This is a genomic window from Tepidanaerobacter sp. EBM-38, assembly GCA_001896545.1.
GTDB lineage: Bacteria > Bacillota > Thermosediminibacteria > Thermosediminibacterales > Tepidanaerobacteraceae > Tepidanaerobacter.
Window position 1 is genome coordinate 1 of record MPOT01000091.1, and the last position, 20693, is coordinate 20693.

Sequence of the window (20693 nt, forward strand, 5' to 3'; positions counted from 1 at the left end):
CGTGGAGAGATGGCTGAGCTGGTCGAAGGCGCGCGACTGGAAATCGCGTAACCGTGCTAAAACGCGGTTCGAGGGTTCGAATCCCTCTCTCTCCGCCATATATGAAAACAAACAGGGGTTACAGGAAGCAGGCCTGTAGCCCTTTTGAATGCATAAATTTGCAACTTGCTTTAAGGTATTAAATATAGTAAAATAAATGAGTAACAGATTGTTAAAAAGTTTGCCGTGCTAGATGGGGAGGCAGCGGTGCCCTGTACCCACAATCCGCTACAGTGGGGTCGAATTCCCTCTAGAGGTCTTTTCCCTGTGGGGTCTGGCTTTGACAAGTGGTGACGATGACCGGGTCCTGCGCAATGGAAACTTTCGAACCCCGTCAGGTCCGGGAGGAAGCAGCGGTAAGGAAGCCCTTTCATGTGCCGCAGGGGAGCCTGGTCGGAGCTAACTGTCATTGTAACGCTCGGAGGGATGGATCGACGGAGGGTGCACGGCATATAGATTTTAGCCGCCGATATTATCGGCGGCTTTTAAAATAAATACATGATTTCATTTTGAGTATTTAGGAGAGATTTTCATGTCTTATGTGGCCCTTTATAGAAAATACCGCCCGCAGAATTTTGATGAAATAGTCGGGCAAAAGGCTATTGTTACAACTCTGAAAAATCAATTAAAGAGTGGTAAAATTGCACATGCCTACCTTTTCTGCGGTATGAGGGGAACGGGTAAAACCAGCACTGCCCGGGTTTTTGCCAAAGCTCTTAATTGTGAAAAGGGACCAATTGAAAATCCATGCAATACATGCGCATCCTGTAAAGCGATAACAAGCGGCAATATGATGGATGTTATAGAAATGGATGCTGCATCAAACCGAGGGATTGATGATATTCGCGATCTTAGGGAGAAAGTAAATTTTGCTCCTTCGGAAGGTCGATATAAAATATACATTATTGATGAAGTCCACATGCTTACTACTGAAGCTTTTAATGCCCTCCTAAAAACCCTTGAAGAACCGCCTAAATATGTAATTTTTATTCTTGCAACCACCGAACCTGACAAGCTTCCGCCGACAATTCTATCAAGATGTATGAGATTTGATTTCAAACGGATTACCACATCTGAGATTGCTGAGCGGTTAAAAAAGGTTGCACAAGATTCCGGAATTGATATAGATGATAAGGCATTACTACAAATAGCAGCTCATTCACAAGGGTCGGTCAGAGATGCATTAAGCCTTCTTGACAAAGCCATGGCTTTTGGCAAAGGGAAGCTAGCCTATGAGGATGTGCTGATACTGCTTGGGGCAGTAAGCAATGAGGTGTTTTATGATGTTTCTGCCGCGGTCATGAAAGGCAACAGCACTGACTTATTGAATATCGTCGATGCAGTAACAAAACAAGGCAAAGACCTCTTTAGATTTATGGATGACCTTTTAGAACATTTCAGGAATTTGCTCATGGTTTGCATTGGCGCAGACAGGAGCCTTATTGATGTCATTGATGAGGATTATGTAAAACTTCAGGAGATTTCCAAAGGATATACGAGAGAAAAGTTGTTATCTATCATAAATGTATTGAAAGATGCTGCAAATGATGTAAAATGGTCTTCACAGCCTCGAATTGTATTAGAAACAGCCTTGGTAAAACTTACACTTCCGGCATTTTGGGAAAAAGAAGAAGGATACATTGCAAGAATACAGCAATTAGAGGCACAAGTGGCAACTTTACAGGAACAATTACAAAATGCGGCAAATATCGGTAACTATAATACAAATCAATCTATTTCGAAACCACATGATGCCGCATCCATTAAAAAAACTTTACCGACAGATACCCTAGTAAGCGATGGACCTGATTTAACTCAGAAGATAAAAAAGTCCAAGGATAAAAGCGAATCCGTTGAATCTGTCGAAATTGATAAAGAAAAGGCAGATGAATCGAAGGTTTTGCTTAGACTTCAAGAGGCTTGGCCGAATGTGCTGGAAAGCTTAGGTTCCAAACGAAAAATGACACTTTACTCATCTATCAAGGCAGGCGGGATAAGACCTGCTAAAATCGAGAAGAATAAATTGTATCTCATAAATGACGGCGATGCTGTTTATGAGGAAATAATTCTAACTGAAAAGCATACTATAGAAGAGATTATAAAACAGATTACAGATATAGATGTGACAGTGAAAGGGTTTATAGTTGAGCAAGATAATGAACTGCCTGAGCCTAGCGCATCTGAAGAATTATCCGCTGCTTTAGAGGAAAATGATTCTATGGCAGATGAGTCTAAAGCCGAAAGCGAAGAAATTTCCGGCGAAGAGTATGGCAAAAGAGTTATTGAGTTTTTTGGTGAAGATATTGTTACCTTTAAAGATTAATAAAAAAAATTAAGGAGGAAGAAGCTTTGAAAAATATGGGAAATATGAATAAACTTATGAAACAGGTTCAGAAGATGCAACAGGATATGGCAAAACTTCAAGATGAGCTTCAGGAAAGAACAGTTGAAGCCACTGCAGGTGGTGGAGTAGTTAAAGTTGTAGCCAGCGGGAAAAAACAGATTGTAAGCATCGAGATAAGCCCCGAGGCTGTAGATCCGGACGATGTAGAGATGCTGCAGGACCTTGTAATGGCAGCGACCAACGAAGCACTGCAGAAGGCTGAGGATATGGTGGCTGAAGAAATGGGCAAGCTTACCGGCGGACTAAATATGCCAGGTCTTTTTTAGGTGGGGATTAAATGGCTTATTATGCAGAGCCGCTGGATCGCCTTATTGGCGAACTTTCCCGCTTACCGGGTATAGGCCCTAAAACAGCCCAGCGCCTTGCCTTTTATATTCTAAAAATGTCCAAAGACCGTGTGGAAAGCCTTGCAGATGCTATTTTACAAGCTAAAGAATTAATTACATACTGCTCGATTTGCGGAAACTTTACCGATGTGGACCCGTGCAGTATATGTCAAACACCCTACCGGGATAAAAATACAATTATGGTAGTGGAGGATCCTAAAGACATAGTAGCTATGGAAAAGACCAGAGATTATAAAGGTCTTTACCATGTGCTTCATGGAGCCATATCTCCCCTGGAAGGCATAGGCCCCGACGACATCAAGATTAAAGAACTATTGGCAAGGATAACACCGGAAATAAAAGAAATCATCCTTGCTACAAATCCCAATGTGGAAGGCGAAGCTACCGCCATGTACCTGGCCAAGTTACTCAAACCCCTTGACGTAAAGGTTACCCGCATAGCTTACGGAATTCCCATGGGCGGAGACCTAGAATATGCCGACGAAGTAACACTGACAAAAGCCCTAGAAGGCCGCCAGAAGATTTAAGATGTCAGGGAAGCTGTATAAATCAAATAAACTCCTATCATTTTGCAAATTACCGATAGGAAGAAAATAAAGTTCTTGCAGAAAACATGGTTTATTAGGGAGAAGAAAAGCCCTGTAGGCCATTTTTTTGTTTAGAAGTTTTAAGGGATAAGGAACAAGGAATAAGGCTAAAAGCCAGAAAAATCAATGGATTAGAAGATTGAATGGAAAAGAAAATGGAATGAAAAATGGGTAAAATCTCTCCTTAACCCTCAATCCTAAAAGCACTTTATTTTCATTTTTTGCCCTAAAAATTGAGGAATGAAAGGACTTTAGGAAGTAAGGAATAAGGAAAAAGGAATTAAATGGGAAATTGGAAGAGAATAACAAGCCAGTATTTTCAAGGGTTTGAGGGGGATTTGTGAAAGGAGTTTATTTGAAAAAGGAAAGGAGTTTGTTTGGATTACATATAGTTAGGATTAAGGAAAAAGGGGTAAGGAAAATAGGAAACATTTTGGGCTTAAAATAGGGGTTAATTAGTTGTTGCAAAAATAAAATAAAGTAGTATTATCTAAAGGGATAAGGAATAAGGGAAAGTGTTGAAAATACTGGAGTTAATAGAGTTCCAGGACACAAGATAAATGGGAAATAAAGGTAATTTGTAATAGGACTTTATTTACTTTTTAGATATAACATAGGACTTTTTTTCTGTTTCTAAAAATGATATGTTTAAAATTATCAGAAACAGAAAAGTTGTTTCATAAGCGGTAAAGTTCTATCAAAATGAAAATAAAGTCCTTATATTAAGATTTTATTCACATTTCTTGATGCAAGAATGGGGATAAAGTATATAAAATACAAGGGAAATGGGGATAAAAGGGTAAAGGGATAAGGACATTATTTACTTTTTATAAGAACTTGACGTATTTTTTCTGTTTCAGAAATGATGAAGAAGAAATTTTAGAAAAAGAAAAGGTATTTTTACGGATGTTAAAGTTCTTTTATAATAAAAATAAAGTTGTGGTATCAGAAGGTAAAAGGGGCAAGGGGAAATATTGAAAATACGGGGTTTGGTAAGATTTTAAGGTATAAAAATATTGGAAATTGTAGGGAGTTTATGCAATGACTTTATTTGCATTTACTATAGAACATGCTCTGCTTTTTCTGTTTTTAAAAATTGAAGCATGATAATTTTAAAAAAGAAAAACAAAATTATAACTGATAAAGTTCTAATAAAATGAAAACAAAGTTGAAAAAACATATTTGGTTGTTTGAATTTATAGATATATGATGAATGCTATTTTATATAAATTCTTAATAAATATACTGCAGAAGCATTTGTTATGATTGAAATAATAATAAGAATTGTGTTATATTGCAAATAAATGGTGAAGTTCATGGTTATAAATAGGTTTTATATGAAAGGGTGAAGATTATGGAAAGAAAAAAAGTAATAAATTTTTCAAACAGATTTTTTAGCAATTTAGAACAACTTGGTTTGGATTTTAATAAGGCAAAACAAAATATCCTTTCTCACATTGAAGAAAAGGAAAAAGACCTAAGTCTGGATAAAAGGATGGTATTTTATACTCCATATATAGAGGATGGCAAAAAATATATGCTGGCTGGCTTTGTAACAAAAAAGGAAAAATCTATTTTTATAGAAGCCAACAGCATATGGGATAAGGGGTTTAATCCTGAAGACATAATAGTTACAGAAACAAATATTAGGATTATCAAATAGTTAAAGTCAAGAGTGGGTTTTGGGTATAAGACAATAGCACCAGTGACAAACATGTCAAGCAATAAATTTAAAATTGAGGCATTACAGTCTTACTATAATACGATTTAATAAGTGATATAAGTTGATTTAGAAGGTTTTTATTTTAATAACTGCGAGTTAAGGGGGGAATAAAATTGTATTTTAACAAACAATATTTTCAATTATTTGGCGAAAAAGAATTTGATACTTATGAACGTGAGCAGATAGTTGCCATAAAGGATGAAATTGAAAGAGAGTCAGAAAATTATATTTTGAATGTGAATGAAACAGAATTTATTAATTATATAACGAATAAATATGTATTAAAAGAGCCACAATTTGATTACGATAATATATTCGTCTCTACATATCAGAAAGACATAGAAGGTAAATATTGGCCTAGAAGATATAATGTATATGATGATAAATTTTATTCTGTAGATGTAATAGTATATCATATTCCCTTTGTTGGAATGTCTGAATTGTTAAAATACACACCTAATCCTAGAATGCTCTGGACTGAAAAAGTATATATAGAAGAACAATGTTTATGTTATGAGATAATTAGTTTTGAAAAAGATGCTAGTAAAGTTAAAAGAGAGTTTGAAAGTTTTGTTAATAATCTAAATCAGCAATTGAATAATTTACTCGGGAATATACAACAATATAACGACAAGTTATATAATTTCGTAAAATCTACTCTACAATCAAAAAAACAAAAAATATTAGAGAAAAATAATATGCTTGCAGCACTTGGTGTACCAATAAAAAAAGTAGATAATATTTCAAAAACTTTTTCTGTACCTATATCAAAATCAAAAAAAGAAATAGTTCTAAAGCCAAGTGTTACAGAAAAGGGATTTACACCTGAACCAACGCTAGACCCTGGTATATATGAAGATATACTAGCCACAATATACGATGTGGGAAAGCAATTTGAACGTATGCCTTCAATATATTCCGGAAAAGAAGAAGAACATTTAAGAGACCATTTTTTATTGTTTCTCCAACCGAGGTATGAATGGTCTGCCACAGGAGAGACATTCAATAAATCTGGGAAAACAGATATTTTAATAAGGTATAATAACTCGAATATATTTATAGCAGAATGCAAGTTCTGGAAGGGACCTAAAAATTATCTGGCGACAATCACTCAATTGCTTGGATATTTGACATGGAGGGATTCAAAGGCTGCAGTAATTATTTTTGTGCAAAATAAAGATTTTTCCGCTGTGTTGAAGAGTGTTGAGGAAACGACAAACCAACATCCAAATTATTTGGGATTTGTGAATAAACAGAATGATTCTTGGTTTAACTATAGATTTCACATTAACGGAGATAAGAATCGAGAGGTAAAAGTTGCAGTTTTACTGTTTCATATTCCTAGTATATAACTAAAATAAGTTCTACTCCATGATAATAACTTCTCTCTGTAAAAATAAAGTTCATTCAAGAATCCCGCTGTAGATGCAGAATAACTCCTGCTTTACTGTGGGATTTTTGATTTTCAGGGAGAGAAGGATAAAGTTTTGAGGGTTTGGGGCTGGAGCATGATTATTTTAAATATACATCTTTAGGGATACAAGGGTAATGAAGAGATAGAAAAGTAGATGTTCTTATAGATTATAGTGTAAAATAAAGGTATGTGATATATACTTGTAGAATTATGCGAATAAAGACTTTATTATTTTAGGAGATGAATTTATGATATGTCCTTACTGTGGTAAAGAGATGAGATACGGAGTAATTCAGAGTCAACATGAAATTAGTTGGAAACCTAAAAAAGGAAAGTTTTTCGCAACTGCTCAATTTAGTAAAGAAGCAATTATTCTGTCTGAGTTTTCTTTTCTAAAAGGTTCATGTGTTGAAGCATACTGCTGTGATGAATGTAGAAAAATTGTTATAGATTATGGCGATGGTAATTTATCAGATTAATATCATATATTTATTTTGTTCGCATTTTTCTATAAATATTTGTTAGGTTGAACATACTTGCATGGAGGGGTTATAATTTGGCAAAGCATGAGTTTGGAATAATAGATTCTATTGAAAAAAATAGGTGGTATAGTGACTATGAACCTGTAAAATATAATTGTGTTTCTGTCAGCGATGATTTAATAGAAGAATTAATTATAAAGTATAATGAAGAATTAATGGCAATAAAGACATATTTTCAGGTTACATCGCAGCCAGGTACTGGATTAGATTATTGCGGTGTGACGCTTATCCCTCCGGAATCTCTTAAACATTTTAGAGGGATTATTATCAAGGCAAATAGTCATTATCAATCGCAGGAACTTGAATTGCTTATTGAAAAGGTATCTAGTGCAATTAGTGAAAATAAATACTTAATTCACTATGGAATATAGTATTTTTCATATAAGAATATGAATATGCAGATGAAAAGTGGGAGTATCATGTTTGAATATATAAAATTGCAAAGAACAATGTGTTTTGGGACTTGCCCCGTTTATAGTGTAACAGTGGATAATGAGGGCAATGTAAATTATAGTGGAGAAATGTTTGTATATAAGAGCGGAGAGCATCATTGGAAGATATCAGGGAAAAAAGTAAATCAGTTAAATGACTTAATTGAGGATTTTGGGTTTAAGTCTTTTATATATGAGCCAGGTTATGAGTTTATTACGGACGGTCCTTCTTGCATTACCACAATAAAATATTCAGATGGAGCAACTAAAGAAATTAACCACTATTACGGACATGTTTTGATAGATGATAGCCTGACAGCATTTGAAAAGAATATAGAGAGAATAATAGGTACTAAAAAATATGTAAATCCCAGATTATACATATATCAGGTGGAAGAAAAGGCTCAAGAGCCATTAATTAGGTACATGGTTATCTCTGCTTCAGAAAAAGAAGCAATAGATTTAATAGAAAAAGATTACCCTAAACGTCAACCGTTAGAATGGCGGGTACATAAGATAGGGATTGCTACAGATGATTATTGTGGACGAATAATAATTATGAAAAATAGTAAGGAGTCATAGTATACCAACAAAACCGAAAATTAGGATAAAAGATAATAGCGAATTAAGAGAGCAAATTAATGAATTATATGAAGGGGTAAGCCGGGTAAATTTAGCAAAATGGTCGTTAATAGTGGCAAAACATATTTTAGAGATTGCCGATATAGACAATAATTCCATAGATGAAATAGTAGATGGATTCAGAGTAAATGAATTGTGGCAACAAGGCAAAGCAAGGATGCATGATGTAAGACAGGCTGAATTTAAAATTCACAAAATTGCCCGTGAGTGTGATTCAGAAATAAAGAAAACAGCATTAAGAGTTGCTGGTCAAGCAGTGGCAAGTGGGCATATGAAAGAACATGCAATGGTTGCTTCAGATTATGCAGTAAAAGCAATAGGTTTACTTAGTTCAAATAATATGTACGCTATAACTACTGAACGAGAATGGCAACTTAATGAGTTGAAGAAATTTTTGCAGAGTATAATGGGTGATAATAATTTAACAAAGCACGAATTTGGGATAATAGATTTCTTTGAAGGAAACAAGTAGTATAGTGATTATGAACCTAAGAAATACAAATTTATACAAATTAAAAACTTGTATCACGAATATTAAGAGAGGCTAATTAACATGGTTTTGTGGGGAATTTTCATTAGTGCTTTTTTAATAGGCTTTTCAGGAGCAATGATGCCTGGGCCTATGCTGGGGGTCACGATTGATGGCAGTTTTAAAAAAGGATGGATAGCAGGCCCTTTGGCAGTATTAGGACATGGAATCCTGGAACTTATATTAATTATCATCATGACATTCGGACTTAAAGATTTCTTTTCTAATCCGACAGTTGCAGGATTTATCGGACTATTTGGCGGTGCTTTTCTTGCATGGATGGGGTATGGAATGATAAAGTCTGGTATAAATAAGTCGGTTTCATTAGAGAATCAAAGAAGAAGTAGTAGTGCAGGGATGAGAAATCTTGTATTGGCGGGAGCACTTGTAAGCGCTACTAATCCTTACTTCATTCTCTGGTGGGCGTCAACAGGGATGGAATCAATACGCCAGTCTTATACTTCAGGGTTAATTGGTGTTTTGTTCTTTTTTATAGGACATATTTTATCGGACTTTGTATGGTATTCAGCAATTTCCACAGCATTTTCCAGAGGAAAGAAACTGATAAGTGATACTGTATATCGCTGGATTATTTTGTTGTTAGGCATATTTATTATAGCATTTTCAATCTATTTTATAGGCAGTGGATGGAAAATGCTTCAAACCTGATGATATAATTTCAAGAGGGACCTGATGAAAAAAGGTGCTATTACCTCGTAATAGATTTAAAATTTAAACTGGAGGTCAAACTCTATGAAATCAATGCTTTTTGAAATTAACAAGAAAAGATGGTTGACGCTATTTTTAGTAGCATTATCAGCAACAATATTTAGATTGATACTGCAGGCTTTTATCCCTTCAAGCGGTAGTAATCCTTTTCCTCCGAGTGCAATCGTCAAAGCAGGATTATTAATCCCCTCTTTTACGATTTATGCACTAATAACCTATTTTTTATTAGCGGTAGTATTCGTCATAATACAGGGTCGTCTACCAGGAACAAAGATTAAAAAAGGTTTAATGTTCGGTTTATTATTCTGCATGATGTGGGGTATATACTTATTTGAGCCTTTACCTCACGTTTCAAGCACATCACTGACCGAACTTTTTGCTTATCCAATAGTGGATGGAATATCACTTGTATTTTTAGGATTGCTGTTAGGAAAATTCGTTGCTGTAGATTCCCAATTGTCAGGGAAAGTATACATTAATTTTAACATTGTACCGTTAATGGCAATACCTGTATGTTTCCTGGTACTGAGGGTATTTTGTTATAGTATAGTTCATATTTATTCCTCTTTTACTGCCAATCCGTTAGGAACAATGATATGGGCAGTCGCATCAGGCATCTGGATAGGGGTTTTGTATTTATTTCTCGGACAAGGCATTAAGATAGAATCTCCCATAGTGAAATCACTATTTTTTGGCATTATGGTCTTCGGAATTAACCTTTTTCTTTTCAATTTTTTCATTACTTTGGTGTTCGAATCAGATATTGCTGATTTAATCATAAGAACTATGGCAGACATCATATCTGTAACGATAGGAGTCTATATTTATGAGAAAGTTCATTTCCTCATGATTTTGGCTCACAGCAAATAGTGAGTATTCAGAAAATGCAAATAGTTAATATCAATGTAAAATTTTATGCCGCCACAAGATAAGGAAGAACTAAATTGAAAGAACTTATAAATAAGCAATAAAAAAGGTTTTCTATAAAATATAAAGTTATGCTTAAAATGCATTTCAGTAAAGGAGATAGGCGAAATGACTAAATTAAGTGATATGCCAAACATAGGCAAAGAATTGGAAAAGCAATTAAAAAAAGCAGGAGTGGAAACGCCTGGACAGTTAATAGAATTAGGAAGTAAAGAAGCATTTCTGCGGATTAGAACTATTGATAGTAGTGCTTGCATAAACAGGTTGTATGCCTTGGAAGGTGCCATACGAAATATAAGATGGCATTATTTATCACAGGATATCAAGGATGAATTGAAAGCATTTTATTTATCGTTAAATGTCAAATAATAAAATGCTGGAAGTTTTTTAAGATTTATTGGTTATATATGGTAATATGGGGTTAAGTAATTCTCCAATTAGTTTATTAGAGGGGGTAGATAATTTTGCTTTTTAGCAGTGAACAGGTTAACAGGGGCAGGAAAATCGTAAATACAGGTATAATTATTTTAATTTTTCTTTTACTTGCAGATATTGCTATAAGTTTAGTATCTAACGGCATTAAAGGATTAACGGGAAAAACATTTATTAGCGGAATAATTCTATTTAACATATTTTTGTACTATAAAGGCAACAGGATAGCATTTAAAATAACAATGTTTTTACTTTCAGGAGTTTATATTTTTATCTTTGGTTTACTGCCTGCTTATTTGGTTTTGTGACTGCTGCGCATGCTAAATATTTTAGATGCTTTTGGCGGCGCTTTATATTTAGTTGCCCCAGCCATAATTATTACAGCAGTAAGCATTTTGGTGTTTAAAACAGAATTTTATGATGATGTTCTGGCTTTTAAAAACTACTACGATAAGATATATAAAACAAGAATATAAAATAGGAAATGGAGGATATAGATGAAAGTAGAGGTGCGATTTTGTATTGATGACGATATTATTGACTGTCCAGAGCATATAATGGATAAACTTACATATTATCAAAATGTTAATTCATAAGTTCTTACTTTTAGTATAATGGGGAATGATGCCATGCCAAATATCAAGGAAAAAGCAATCCGAATTATATTATTTTTTATTTTAGGAATCTTTTCTGGATTCCTGGCAAAATATGTTGATACTATACCTTCTAATGGTGCAATTGGCAGTTTAATTAACATAATTAGCAATATAAGTTCCAGAATTGGAATATGGGTTTTTATTGCCACTATTATTGCTGCATGGAGCAGAACACCCAGAGCAGGGGCAATTCATGTTTTTACCTTTTTTGCGGGAATGCTTCTGGCTTATTACATATATTCAATGAAGTTATTTAACTTCTTTCCAGTATATTATTTTGTTCGTTGGGGATTAATTGCCTTAATATCTCCGATGGCTGCATATGCTGTCTGGTTTAGCAGGGGGAGTGGATGGTTTGCAGCACTGTGTGCTGCTCTTCCTATTGGGCTGCTGGTTTCAGAAGGGTATAACTTTCTTTATACATTTTCCCCAGTTTCAGGATTTTATTTGATTGCTGCTATCATACTGTTTTGCATTTTACCGAAAAACAAATATCAATATTTAAAGGTATTGATATTTACAATATTAACATCAGTATTACTCAGTAAATTTGATGTGTTGTCCTATATAATTGGCGGATTATAAAAGAAGAATGCAATGTATAAAAATTAATAAAAACAAAGGAACTTGAAAGGAATAAATATTATGATGAAGACCGTTTGTTTGCAAGACTGGGTACTTAAAATAGATGTTGAAAAAACAAAAGAATACTATGACAGCATAACAGTTGAAGAAGGCTGTGACTGTGATTACTGTAAGAATTATATAAAGAATTGTAAAACTTTTTCGCAAGAAGTGCTGGACTTTTATACAATGTTAGGGATTGACCCTCAAAAAGAAGGGGAATTTATGGAGTTTGAAACGGATACTGATGAGCATTTATATATGGGATTCTATCATTTGGTAGGAGAAATCATTAAAAAGCCTAGTAAGAAAGCAAAAAAATGGGATGATTTAAATATTATAAGAGTTGATAATATGAAGTTTACATTCACTGATGAATTAGACCTTGTACCAGAAGATTTTCCAAAGCCAGTCATTCAACTGGAATTTGAAGTTGTGCTGCCGTGGCTGCTGGAAGAAAAATGCAGTAAGAAAGATGAAGATATAGAATAGAGAAGGAAGGTATAAAAAATGAAACTATTAAAATCAATAACGAAAGATGAATTTAATGGAATAAGAAAAATACCTGTAAATCATGAAGAAATAGAAGGCTGTTTTAAGAAATATACTTATGGATTTTTAGATGTGTATGACCACTGTTTAACTTCTGAAGAAGCAGATAAATTAATGAATTCCTTTGAAGAACATAATCTTAAATACGAAGATAGATTTGTAGAATTTATGCAAGCAGTTTATAAAATGAATAAAAGCCAGCCAGTTGTTGTAGAACTTAACCTAAATGAATTAAGCAGCGTTGAGGTGCTAAATATTTTATTCTGTCTGGACTATAAAGATAAATTACTCTTTATTGACCAGATTAGATATTTAAACGGTGATTCACATATGTTTTTAGTGGAAGATGAAGAAATCATAACTTTATTAACCAAATTATCAACGAGGGAATTAATCTTTGCTATATTTCATTTCATACAAGTTCCTGTGTGTATCTGTGGCAATTTTGATTTATCTTTTCCAATGTTCTTTGTGGACAGTGATGGGTTAAATATTTATAAAGATATGGCAAGGGAATGCAGGCTTCATATAAGAGATATAAAAGTTATGGAGGATAAGTATGAGATGGAGTAAATTAAAGAAACAAGTAGAGGATTTTATTTGCCCTTGCTTAAGAGGCAGGGTAGAATTTTGGGTAACAAATTATAGAAAGGCTCATGACCAGATAGGCAGGGCATATATAACGGTAGATGGGAAAGAAGTTATAAATATGTGTACTATCAAGAAGGAAATTGCCGTATTAAATGCAGAAAAAAAATTAAAGAACAATAATGAAGATATTTTTAAACAAGATGATTTTAAACAAAACAGGATATATGAATTGTTAAGAAGGGAAGGCTTTCCTGAAAAAATATTATCAGAAGTAGCCAGAAATAGAAGTATCAATGATATGGTACATAAAGAAGTAGAAAGACAAGATATCTTCGCACAATACGACTTCTTTGAGGCTGTAGAAAAATTCTTGAATTCTCCTATTGAAGAGTCATTGGAATCGGATAATGCAATTATCAATGTATTGGCACTAATTGATAGAAGAGTAGGAAAAAGAACTCTTAGTACCATTAAAAATTCCATTGAAAATAAAAGTAAACTTGTGCGTTATTTCTATCAATTAAGATGTGAAGCAGAAGAGAAAGTGTTTTGGGATAACGGGGGCGCTGATATTAGAAATGTTAGAGAATAACCAATTTATAAGGCAAATAGAACTTGACAGAAAAAGGGTGGAATCTTTTGAAAAATATCCATTCTCTCTGCCAGTTATTCGGGGATTATCAATTCTTGACCTGCACCCTAAAGTGACATTTATTGTTGGAGAGAATGGAACAGGAAAGTCAACCATTTTAGAGGCTGTTGCCGCAGCCTGCGGGTTTAATCCTGAAGGTGGGACCAGGAATTTCCACTTTTCATCAAGAGCGTCTCATTCTGAATTATATAATTATATCAGGATAATTAAAGGAATCAGAAGACCTAAAGACGGGTTTTTTCTGCGTGCAGAAAGTTTCTATAATCTTGCAACCGCAATTGAAGAACTGGATAAAAGCGGGGGAGGTGCAAGAATTATTGACTCGTATGGTGGACATTCACTTCATGAGCAGTCCCACGGAGAATCCTTTTTTGCCGTATTTATGAACAGGTTTAGGGGAAACGGGCTTTACATATTAGATGAGCCTGAGGCAGCATTGTCACCTACAAGGCAAATGTCGATGATTAGCAGGATTCATCAGTTGGTTAGGAAGGACTCACAGTTTATAATAGCAACACATTCCCCTGTTTTAATGGCATATCCAGATGCAATTATATATGAAATAAAAGAAGGTATTAAAGTGGTCAAATATGAAGAAACGGAACATTACCAGGTAATGAGAAGTTTCTTAAACAATACGCAGAAGATGTTAAACATACTTATGAAATAGCACTATCAAGTGTGGATTGGATAATATAATAAAGATTAACATTTATTTAATATAATTTTTATTAGTGAGTCAGTGTTAGAAGGAACAGTTAATTTTGCTTTTTAGCAGTGAACAGGTTAGAAGGGGAAATGGAAAAGATGTATCGTGGGGGTGGACAGGTTGAGAAAATTTAAAATACCTATATACATACTTATGATATTTATTTGCATATCAATTGGCTTGTGGATTTGGTTTGATAATGTGTTCTATCTCTTTAATTTCATGTATATAGGCTTTCTTGTGTCTTTAGGTATCTTCTTGCTGATAAAAAAATACAAATATTCAAGACAGGTTGTGCAGTTTGGCGTGGGATTATATATGCTTGTCTATCTTGGGCTTATATGCCGTGAGAATATGCAGATTGAAGGTTTTTGGTACTACTTGTTCATGGGGGTATTTCAGGCAGCAGTAATACATTATGCTGTAGCCAAAATTATTGGCCCGCTGTTATTTGGAAGAGGATGGTGCGGATATGCCTGCTGGACGGCTGCGGTTTTAGATTTGCTGCCTTATAGGATGCCTGAAAATCCAAGCATAAAAAACTTTCCTTTATACGGTATATCATGTTTTCAGGTTCTATACTATTTGTAGGCGTTTTGTTTCTATTAAATAATGCTGACATTGAAGTTGTGATGTTTTGGAGTTTTATTGCGGGAAATATCATATACTATGCAGTTGGAATAGTAATGGCTTTCATACTGAAAGACAACAGGGCTTTTTGTAAATATATCTGTCCTATAACTGTATTTTTAAAAACAGCAAGTTATTTTTCGCTGCTCAGGGTAAAAGCAGACAGCAAAAAGTGTATTTCTTGCGAAAAATGCAAAAGAGTATGTCCCATGAATGTAGATATTTTAGACAGCAAAAGAAGCAGGGAAAATGGAACAGAGTGCATTTTATGCATGGAATGTGTGAAAAGTTGTCCTAAAGGCGCTGTTTACTTTTAAACAGGTAAAACAAGCAGGAGTGGAAATGTCTGGGCAGTTAATAGAGTTAGGGAGCAGGATAGCATTTAAAAAATATTGTATAAATGTATTTAAGTAGAGGTGATACCGTGGCAAAACATGAGTTTGGAATAATAGATTCCTTTGAAGAAAACAAATGGTATAGTGATTATGAACCTGAAAAATATAATTGTATTTCTATCAGTGACGATATAATTGAAGAATTAATTATAAAGTTTAATGACGAATTAATGACAATAAAGACATATTTTCAGGTTACATCGCAGCCAGGTACTGGATTAGATTATTGCGGTGTAACGCTTATCCCTCCAGAATCCCTCAAACAATTCAAGGATATTATTATAAAGGCAAATAATCACTTCAAGGCAAAAGAACTTCAACTTCTCACTGAAAAAATAACTGAGGCTATAACAGGAAACAAGTATTTAATTCACTATGGGATATAACAACATTGTTCTCCAAAACCATTAATCCTCAAAACTTATCCCTATTTGAGGGCATTTAAGGTACATTACGGGAGTTTCATATTAATTAATGAATTAATGTATTAAAAGATTATTAGTCGATAAATGAGACTATAATCATGCTTTATAGCAAAGCGTCTTTAATATTTATTTTGATGTATACGTTGATAAAGGATTCTTTCCACAAGAATTTGGATACTTAAGTGAGATGAATTATTTGGATAGTTGGTAAATAACACTTAAGTATGACGGATGGATTAGTTATTATTACTTGGGAAAATTTCTTCTAAGCAAATCTTAAGTTCATTAAAAGTTTGAGATGCAGCACAATCACTACCTTTGTAAATAGCAGCCTGCTTGTACTCATTTTCTTCTAATACATATACCTCAACTGTTTTAAGTTCTGGATTTACCATCCAATATTCATTTATGCCAAATTCCATATAAGTACTGTATTTTCTTATTCTGTCATGGGTTTGATTAGAAGTGGAAATTATTTCAATAACTAGGACTGGTACACCCTCATATGCGTTTTCCATTAATCCAGTTTTATCACAAATGACCATTAAATCAGGTTGAACTTTTACTTTAGCAGTTTTTTCTTCATTTTTTAACCAGACATCCAGTGGGGAGATGAATATCTCACAAGATTTGCCTCTGAAGTAGTTTCGGAATTCTGCAGCAATGTTTAATAAAACCTGTTGATGTTTTACTGACGGAGATTCAAGGTAAACTACTTCACCATCAAAATACTCTAATCTATGTTCGTTTTCTTTATCCATCTGCAAAAACTCTTCAAAGTCTACCATTTTTGTTTTAGGCATATCTTAGCCTCCATACCCATTTTACGGTATTCTATGTAGATATAATACCACATTTCTTTGCTAATTTATTGAATTTAACATGGAAAAGTTTATTTTATAACTGAACTCTTGTCATGCTCTTTTGGTCCGATACAATAGTTAATAACGGGGTGATGATTAATGAAGGCGGTAAGGTGTAATAGTGCTTATGCTCTTAGCAAGGATGAAGTTTGTGAAAGTAATAAGTATAATTTTAAAGCAATAGTTGTTCAAAATATTATATATGCGTATTCATTGTTAAATTTGTGAATAATACAACGGACAGGAAAGAAACAATACCTTCTTTATCATCAAAATAAAAAATTCGAGAATAAAAATTGTCATTTCCAACAGGAATTTACCAACCTTGATAATGTATTTCAATACATTCATAGGCATGATAAGTATGTCTTGAAAATGAAATGGACATTACCTGCAGGGCTAAAAAATGCGTATAAGAGTGTTAGGAGGAGGGATAAGGCAAAAAAGGATTAAGGCTCAAAGAGAAGCAACCTTAATCCTTGTTATAGCATAATTAGGAGTCACTAAAATCTGAATCATTACCTATCTCCAGTTTTAACCTTTTTATGTAACCATAGAGCATTTTGATAATCTCAATCAACTTTTCATCTAAAGCATCATACTGTTCTCTATTTATATAGCCATTCTGATAGGCAGTAAGAAGATGATTTCTAACTTCTCCTGCGCTACCAAGTGCTATATTTGCATGAACTATTTCTTTTTTTACAAATAATTGGGTATTTCCTTCTGCAATATTCGCACCTATACTCCTTACAGCCCTTACTAACTGGTCTGTAAGTCTATATTGTTCAAAGTTTGGAAACCCTTTAACCAATTCTCCTATTTCTTGCTCCAGAGCATTTGCTTTTTGCCAAACTTTTAGACTTTTAAAATCTTTTATGTATAAATTTACACTCATAAAATTCATCCTTTCGCATTTAGTTTTCCATATTATATAGAAGGATAAGGATAGGTCAAATTTTAATATTAGAATTTTTTAAAATAAATAACTGAAGGGAAAGGTTTATATAACCTTAACCCTTACATCTTAGAACTAATACCTTAACATATTTTTTGTCGCTTAAAAATTTGTTTAGATGCAGTAATATCAAGGCTTTAGCGGAATTTACTAAATACATATATAGTATAGAGAAGGGATAAGAAGAAAGGGTAAAGGATATAGGAAAAAGATAAAAACACTTGAAAATGTATTTAGTAATTTTATATAAAATAATAGCCCATTAATAGTAAGGTATTTTACTAATTCAAAATTGAATACCTCCGTTGTAATAAATTTAAATGCTTACCTGATTCAATTAGGTAAGCATTTTTTTACTAAAAAACTTGAAATTATTATAATTGATTTACTAAAAGAACTATGTAGAACTAAATCATAGATAGGGGGAATTGTAATGAGGAACAGGATTTTATTAGGCATTGACAATGGAAATAAATGTACTAAAACTAGCGAAGGTTATGTTAGCGAGTCTGGTTTTACTAAATCTAACTATGAACCAATCTCAACAAATAATTTGTTAGTTTATGAAGGTAAATTTTATAGTATAGGCGGCAATAGACTTAGTGTTCAAATGGACAAGACTGTCAACCAGGATGCTTTCATCTTGTCTTTACCAGCGATAGCAGATGCAGTAAATAAAGCAGGCGTGGAAGGCCAAGCGGATATAATTCTGGGTGTAGGGCTCCCGATTGTTAGTTATGGAACTCTTAAGAAAAAGTTTCGGGAATACTTCTTAAAAAGGGGTATAGAATTTAACTTCAACAAAAAAGATTATAAAATAAATGTTATTGATTGCAGAGTGTATCCGCAGGGGTATTCTTCGTTAATTACGGTATTTAACAGTTATCGAAATCTTCTATGCAATGTTATTGATATTGGTGGATATACAATTGATTTTTTCAGGGTAGAAAATGGAATCATAGATGTTTCATTATGCTACTCGCTTCCCAACGGAATCATTACATTAATTGCTAATATACAGCAGGAACTTCTAAAAGCAAATATCAGACTAACGGAAACTCAGATACAGGATATTATAGCAGGAAAAGAACCTGTTCTTTTCGAGGCTGACATTAAGGAAATGATTAAAGTGATGTCAGAAGAGTATGTAGAAAACATATTAGCCAAAATTGAAGAATATGGGTTTGAATTCCGTAACCCTACAGTTTTTACAGGAGGAGGAAGTATGTTGCTTCAGAAATATATCGAAGAATCCAGCAGAGTAAAATATACTGAGTTTCTTGACCAGTTTGCGAATGCACGTGGGTACAAGATTCTACTTGAACAGGAATTAAGAAGGTGATGCTATGGCAACAAAACGGATAAACCTATCTTTTTCTATGAATAGGGAGGATGATGCTAAGGTATATAACATACTTTCTGCACAAAAATATAAGACAGATTATGTAATTAAAGCAGTGATAAGTTACGTGGAGAAAGGAGATAAGACTATTCTTGATAAGGAAAAAATTAAAGAGATTGTAAAGGAAGCCCTTCGTGAATGTGGCATAGACAGCATCAACTCAAATAAGGCTGAGAATAATGAGCAGAAACTTCCAAAGGAAATTTTCGATATGTTTAATAGCCTGTGAAAAGCAAAGAAGAAATTAATAGTAGATATGATATTTAAGATGTTCGATATGGAACGGCAGATTTTTTAACTGCCGTTTTCTTATATTCTTAAAAAACTATTTACGGAATAAGGTAAAAAATTACCAATTTTGGAATTTAAGTATGCTATAATTATTTTAATATTAATTATTGTAAACTGGAGAGATAAGTATGTTGAAAAAACTCTTTAGCATGTTTAACAAAAATAAGGAAAAGAATTCTCTACAGGTGCGTAAGGACAAATCTATAGAAGAAGTTAGTGCAGTGTCAAGACGGAAAGTTGATACAGTTAAAGAAAAGGTAGACGATGAAGTTTTTACTGTTGACTTTGTAAGTATCAGGGAAAGCGGTAAAACTATAAAAAAAGCAGAAGTTATTTTCCCTGCTAATAACCAATATATAATAATAAATGGAGAAAAAATATATTTTGATGCATATTATGTCCGAGATGAGGGCATGAGCAGTGATAATTTATATCATAGAATAGCGACCCCAGATTTTAAATTTTGGATTTTGCCTAAGGACTATAAAAAGTTTATGTCTATAGCAAATTACCGTCATAATATACTTATAGAAAACAGAAAGAAACGTGATGAATTCATAAAGGCTGATATCAATACCCCTTTTGAATATGACCCAATAGATGAAGATATATATAAGTGTTTTATTGCAAATAAATCTGGAATGTGTGATGCTATAGGCACATGGGAACAGTTTAGGAAAGTAGAAGAACAAATAGCAAAGATATGTGAAGAAAACAACGGAAAATATTTTAAAACACAGGCGAAGACTGCAAAATTTGCCATTATTTTTGATTACTCAAGAAGGACATATTCCAACACAACTAGTCTAAGAGAAAAGGGATATAAAGTAACAACCTTTGAAAAAGCACTCGAGTATTTCGGATTATCTCACATGTGGAATATAAAAAGTATTAAAAAGATGGAAAATGAGTATAAAAAATTTATGAAGGAAAGGTATGGTAATTAAAAGAACGTCTAGGTACTGGAATAAAAAGTATGGAACTAAAAGGAACTTAATTTTTAAGGAGAATTGAAGCATCAAGCTTAGTGTAAAATTACTTTGGGAAAAAAGGAAAAAATAAAAGATAAGAGTATCTCCTCTGTGATATGATGTAATCTACAAGAACCACAAAAAATCACAGAAAAGGAGATACCCTTATGGAACTAATTATACAGGAAATCATACAAAAAATCAGTAGTAGTTTTGAAAAAGAGCTAG

25 protein-coding genes, 1 tRNA gene, 1 other RNA gene and 1 pseudogene are annotated in these 20693 nt (G+C 33.5%); 26 read left to right on the plus strand and 2 right to left on the minus strand.

What is annotated here, in order from left to right; translation table 11 throughout:
* Positions 1-3 precede the first annotated feature (3 nt).
* From BUC45_RS09960 to BUC45_RS10075, 23 genes and pseudogenes are all read left to right on the plus strand, one after another.
* A tRNA-Ser gene (locus BUC45_RS09960) sits at positions 4-98 on the plus strand.
* Positions 99-223: 125 nt separating this feature from the next.
* Positions 224-488: signal recognition particle sRNA large type (gene ffs / locus BUC45_RS09965), an RNA gene on the plus strand.
* A gap of 83 nt (positions 489-571) precedes the next feature.
* A complete protein-coding gene (gene dnaX, locus BUC45_RS09970) occupies positions 572-2362 on the plus strand; it encodes a DNA polymerase III subunit gamma/tau (RefSeq protein WP_296972054.1) in 1791 nt (596 codons plus the stop codon).
* A 35-nt stretch (positions 2363-2397) separates the two neighbouring features.
* Positions 2398-2709 carry a YbaB/EbfC family nucleoid-associated protein gene (locus BUC45_RS09975; RefSeq protein WP_366750138.1) on the plus strand — a complete coding sequence of 104 codons (312 nt, stop codon included), beginning with the start codon at positions 2398-2400 and terminating at the stop codon, positions 2707-2709.
* Positions 2710-2720: 11 nt separating this feature from the next.
* Complete coding sequence (gene recR, locus BUC45_RS09980) at positions 2721-3317, plus strand: recombination mediator RecR (RefSeq protein ID WP_013779366.1); 597 nt, start codon at positions 2721-2723, stop codon at positions 3315-3317.
* A gap of 1414 nt (positions 3318-4731) precedes the next feature.
* A complete protein-coding gene (locus tag BUC45_RS09985; RefSeq protein ID WP_003514290.1) occupies positions 4732-5040 on the plus strand; it encodes a hypothetical protein in 309 nt (102 codons plus the stop codon).
* Positions 5041-5213: 173 nt separating this feature from the next.
* The gene (locus tag BUC45_RS09990) at positions 5214-6452 is read left to right on the plus strand and encodes a hypothetical protein (protein ID WP_129723889.1); all 1239 of its coding nucleotides are present in this window, start codon (positions 5214-5216) and stop codon (positions 6450-6452) included.
* Positions 6453-6762: 310 nt separating this feature from the next.
* Positions 6763-6993 (plus strand): PF20097 family protein, encoded by a 231-nt coding sequence (locus BUC45_RS09995; RefSeq protein WP_003514288.1) that lies wholly within the window; start codon positions 6763-6765, stop codon positions 6991-6993.
* 77 nt (positions 6994-7070) lie between these two features.
* On the plus strand, positions 7071-7427 hold the full coding sequence (locus BUC45_RS10000) for a hypothetical protein (protein ID WP_296972058.1): 357 nt from the start codon (positions 7071-7073) through the stop codon (positions 7425-7427).
* A gap of 48 nt (positions 7428-7475) precedes the next feature.
* Entirely contained in the window at positions 7476-8069 is a 594-nt protein-coding gene (locus BUC45_RS10005; RefSeq protein ID WP_296972059.1) for a DUF6438 domain-containing protein, read from the plus strand.
* A 55-nt stretch (positions 8070-8124) separates the two neighbouring features.
* Positions 8125-8601, plus strand: a complete 477-nt coding sequence (locus BUC45_RS10010) for a putative immunity protein (protein WP_366750140.1) — start codon at positions 8125-8127, stop codon at positions 8599-8601.
* Positions 8602-8682: 81 nt separating this feature from the next.
* Positions 8683-9327, plus strand: coding sequence for a LysE family transporter (locus tag BUC45_RS10015; protein WP_213997386.1), 645 nt, complete (start codon positions 8683-8685; stop codon positions 9325-9327).
* Between the two features lie 84 nt (positions 9328-9411).
* On the plus strand, positions 9412-10257 hold the full coding sequence (locus BUC45_RS10020) for a hypothetical protein (RefSeq protein WP_213997385.1): 846 nt from the start codon (positions 9412-9414) through the stop codon (positions 10255-10257).
* A gap of 165 nt (positions 10258-10422) precedes the next feature.
* Positions 10423-10683, plus strand: a complete 261-nt coding sequence (locus BUC45_RS10025; protein ID WP_065820516.1) for a TfoX/Sxy family protein — start codon at positions 10423-10425, stop codon at positions 10681-10683.
* 95 nt (positions 10684-10778) lie between these two features.
* Positions 10779-11054, plus strand: a complete 276-nt coding sequence (locus BUC45_RS10030; protein WP_213997384.1) for a hypothetical protein — start codon at positions 10779-10781, stop codon at positions 11052-11054.
* 9 nt (positions 11055-11063) lie between these two features.
* A complete protein-coding gene (locus BUC45_RS10035; protein ID WP_213997383.1) occupies positions 11064-11222 on the plus strand; it encodes a hypothetical protein in 159 nt (52 codons plus the stop codon).
* Between the two features lie 153 nt (positions 11223-11375).
* A complete protein-coding gene (locus BUC45_RS10040; protein WP_065820518.1) occupies positions 11376-11987 on the plus strand; it encodes a DUF6518 family protein in 612 nt (203 codons plus the stop codon).
* 42 nt (positions 11988-12029) lie between these two features.
* Positions 12030-12518 (plus strand): hypothetical protein, encoded by a 489-nt coding sequence (locus BUC45_RS10045; RefSeq protein WP_296972061.1) that lies wholly within the window; start codon positions 12030-12032, stop codon positions 12516-12518.
* 18 nt (positions 12519-12536) lie between these two features.
* On the plus strand, positions 12537-13151 hold the full coding sequence (locus tag BUC45_RS10050; protein WP_065820520.1) for a hypothetical protein: 615 nt from the start codon (positions 12537-12539) through the stop codon (positions 13149-13151).
* The gene (locus BUC45_RS10055; protein WP_213997380.1) at positions 13138-13761 is read left to right on the plus strand and encodes a hypothetical protein; all 624 of its coding nucleotides are present in this window, start codon (positions 13138-13140) and stop codon (positions 13759-13761) included. The genes BUC45_RS10050 and BUC45_RS10055 overlap by 14 nt, the downstream gene beginning before the upstream one ends.
* Positions 13748-14491, plus strand: coding sequence for an AAA family ATPase (locus BUC45_RS10060; protein WP_213997379.1), 744 nt, complete (start codon positions 13748-13750; stop codon positions 14489-14491). The genes BUC45_RS10055 and BUC45_RS10060 overlap by 14 nt, the downstream gene beginning before the upstream one ends.
* A gap of 192 nt (positions 14492-14683) precedes the next feature.
* Positions 14684-15477: pseudogene (locus BUC45_RS12060) on the plus strand (4Fe-4S dicluster domain-containing protein).
* 107 nt (positions 15478-15584) lie between these two features.
* Entirely contained in the window at positions 15585-15941 is a 357-nt protein-coding gene (locus BUC45_RS10075; protein ID WP_213997376.1) for a hypothetical protein, read from the plus strand.
* Positions 15942-16216: 275 nt separating this feature from the next.
* Here the strand turns inward: BUC45_RS10075 and BUC45_RS10080 are convergent, their stop codons facing one another.
* Positions 16217-16783, minus strand: a complete 567-nt coding sequence (locus BUC45_RS10080; RefSeq protein WP_296972065.1) for a Uma2 family endonuclease — start codon at positions 16781-16783, stop codon at positions 16217-16219.
* 553 nt (positions 16784-17336) lie between these two features.
* Positions 17337-17741, minus strand: coding sequence for a four helix bundle protein (locus tag BUC45_RS10085; protein WP_034837654.1), 405 nt, complete (start codon positions 17739-17741; stop codon positions 17337-17339).
* 493 nt (positions 17742-18234) lie between these two features.
* Here BUC45_RS10085 and BUC45_RS10090 point away from each other — a divergent pair, with 493 nt between their 5' ends.
* From BUC45_RS10090 to BUC45_RS10100, 3 genes are all read left to right on the plus strand, one after another.
* A complete protein-coding gene (locus tag BUC45_RS10090) occupies positions 18235-19143 on the plus strand; it encodes a ParM/StbA family protein (RefSeq protein ID WP_296972067.1) in 909 nt (302 codons plus the stop codon).
* 4 nt (positions 19144-19147) lie between these two features.
* Complete coding sequence (locus tag BUC45_RS10095; protein WP_078054687.1) at positions 19148-19432, plus strand: hypothetical protein; 285 nt, start codon at positions 19148-19150, stop codon at positions 19430-19432.
* 190 nt (positions 19433-19622) lie between these two features.
* The gene (locus tag BUC45_RS10100; RefSeq protein ID WP_296972068.1) at positions 19623-20441 is read left to right on the plus strand and encodes a hypothetical protein; all 819 of its coding nucleotides are present in this window, start codon (positions 19623-19625) and stop codon (positions 20439-20441) included.
* Positions 20442-20693 lie beyond the last annotated feature (252 nt).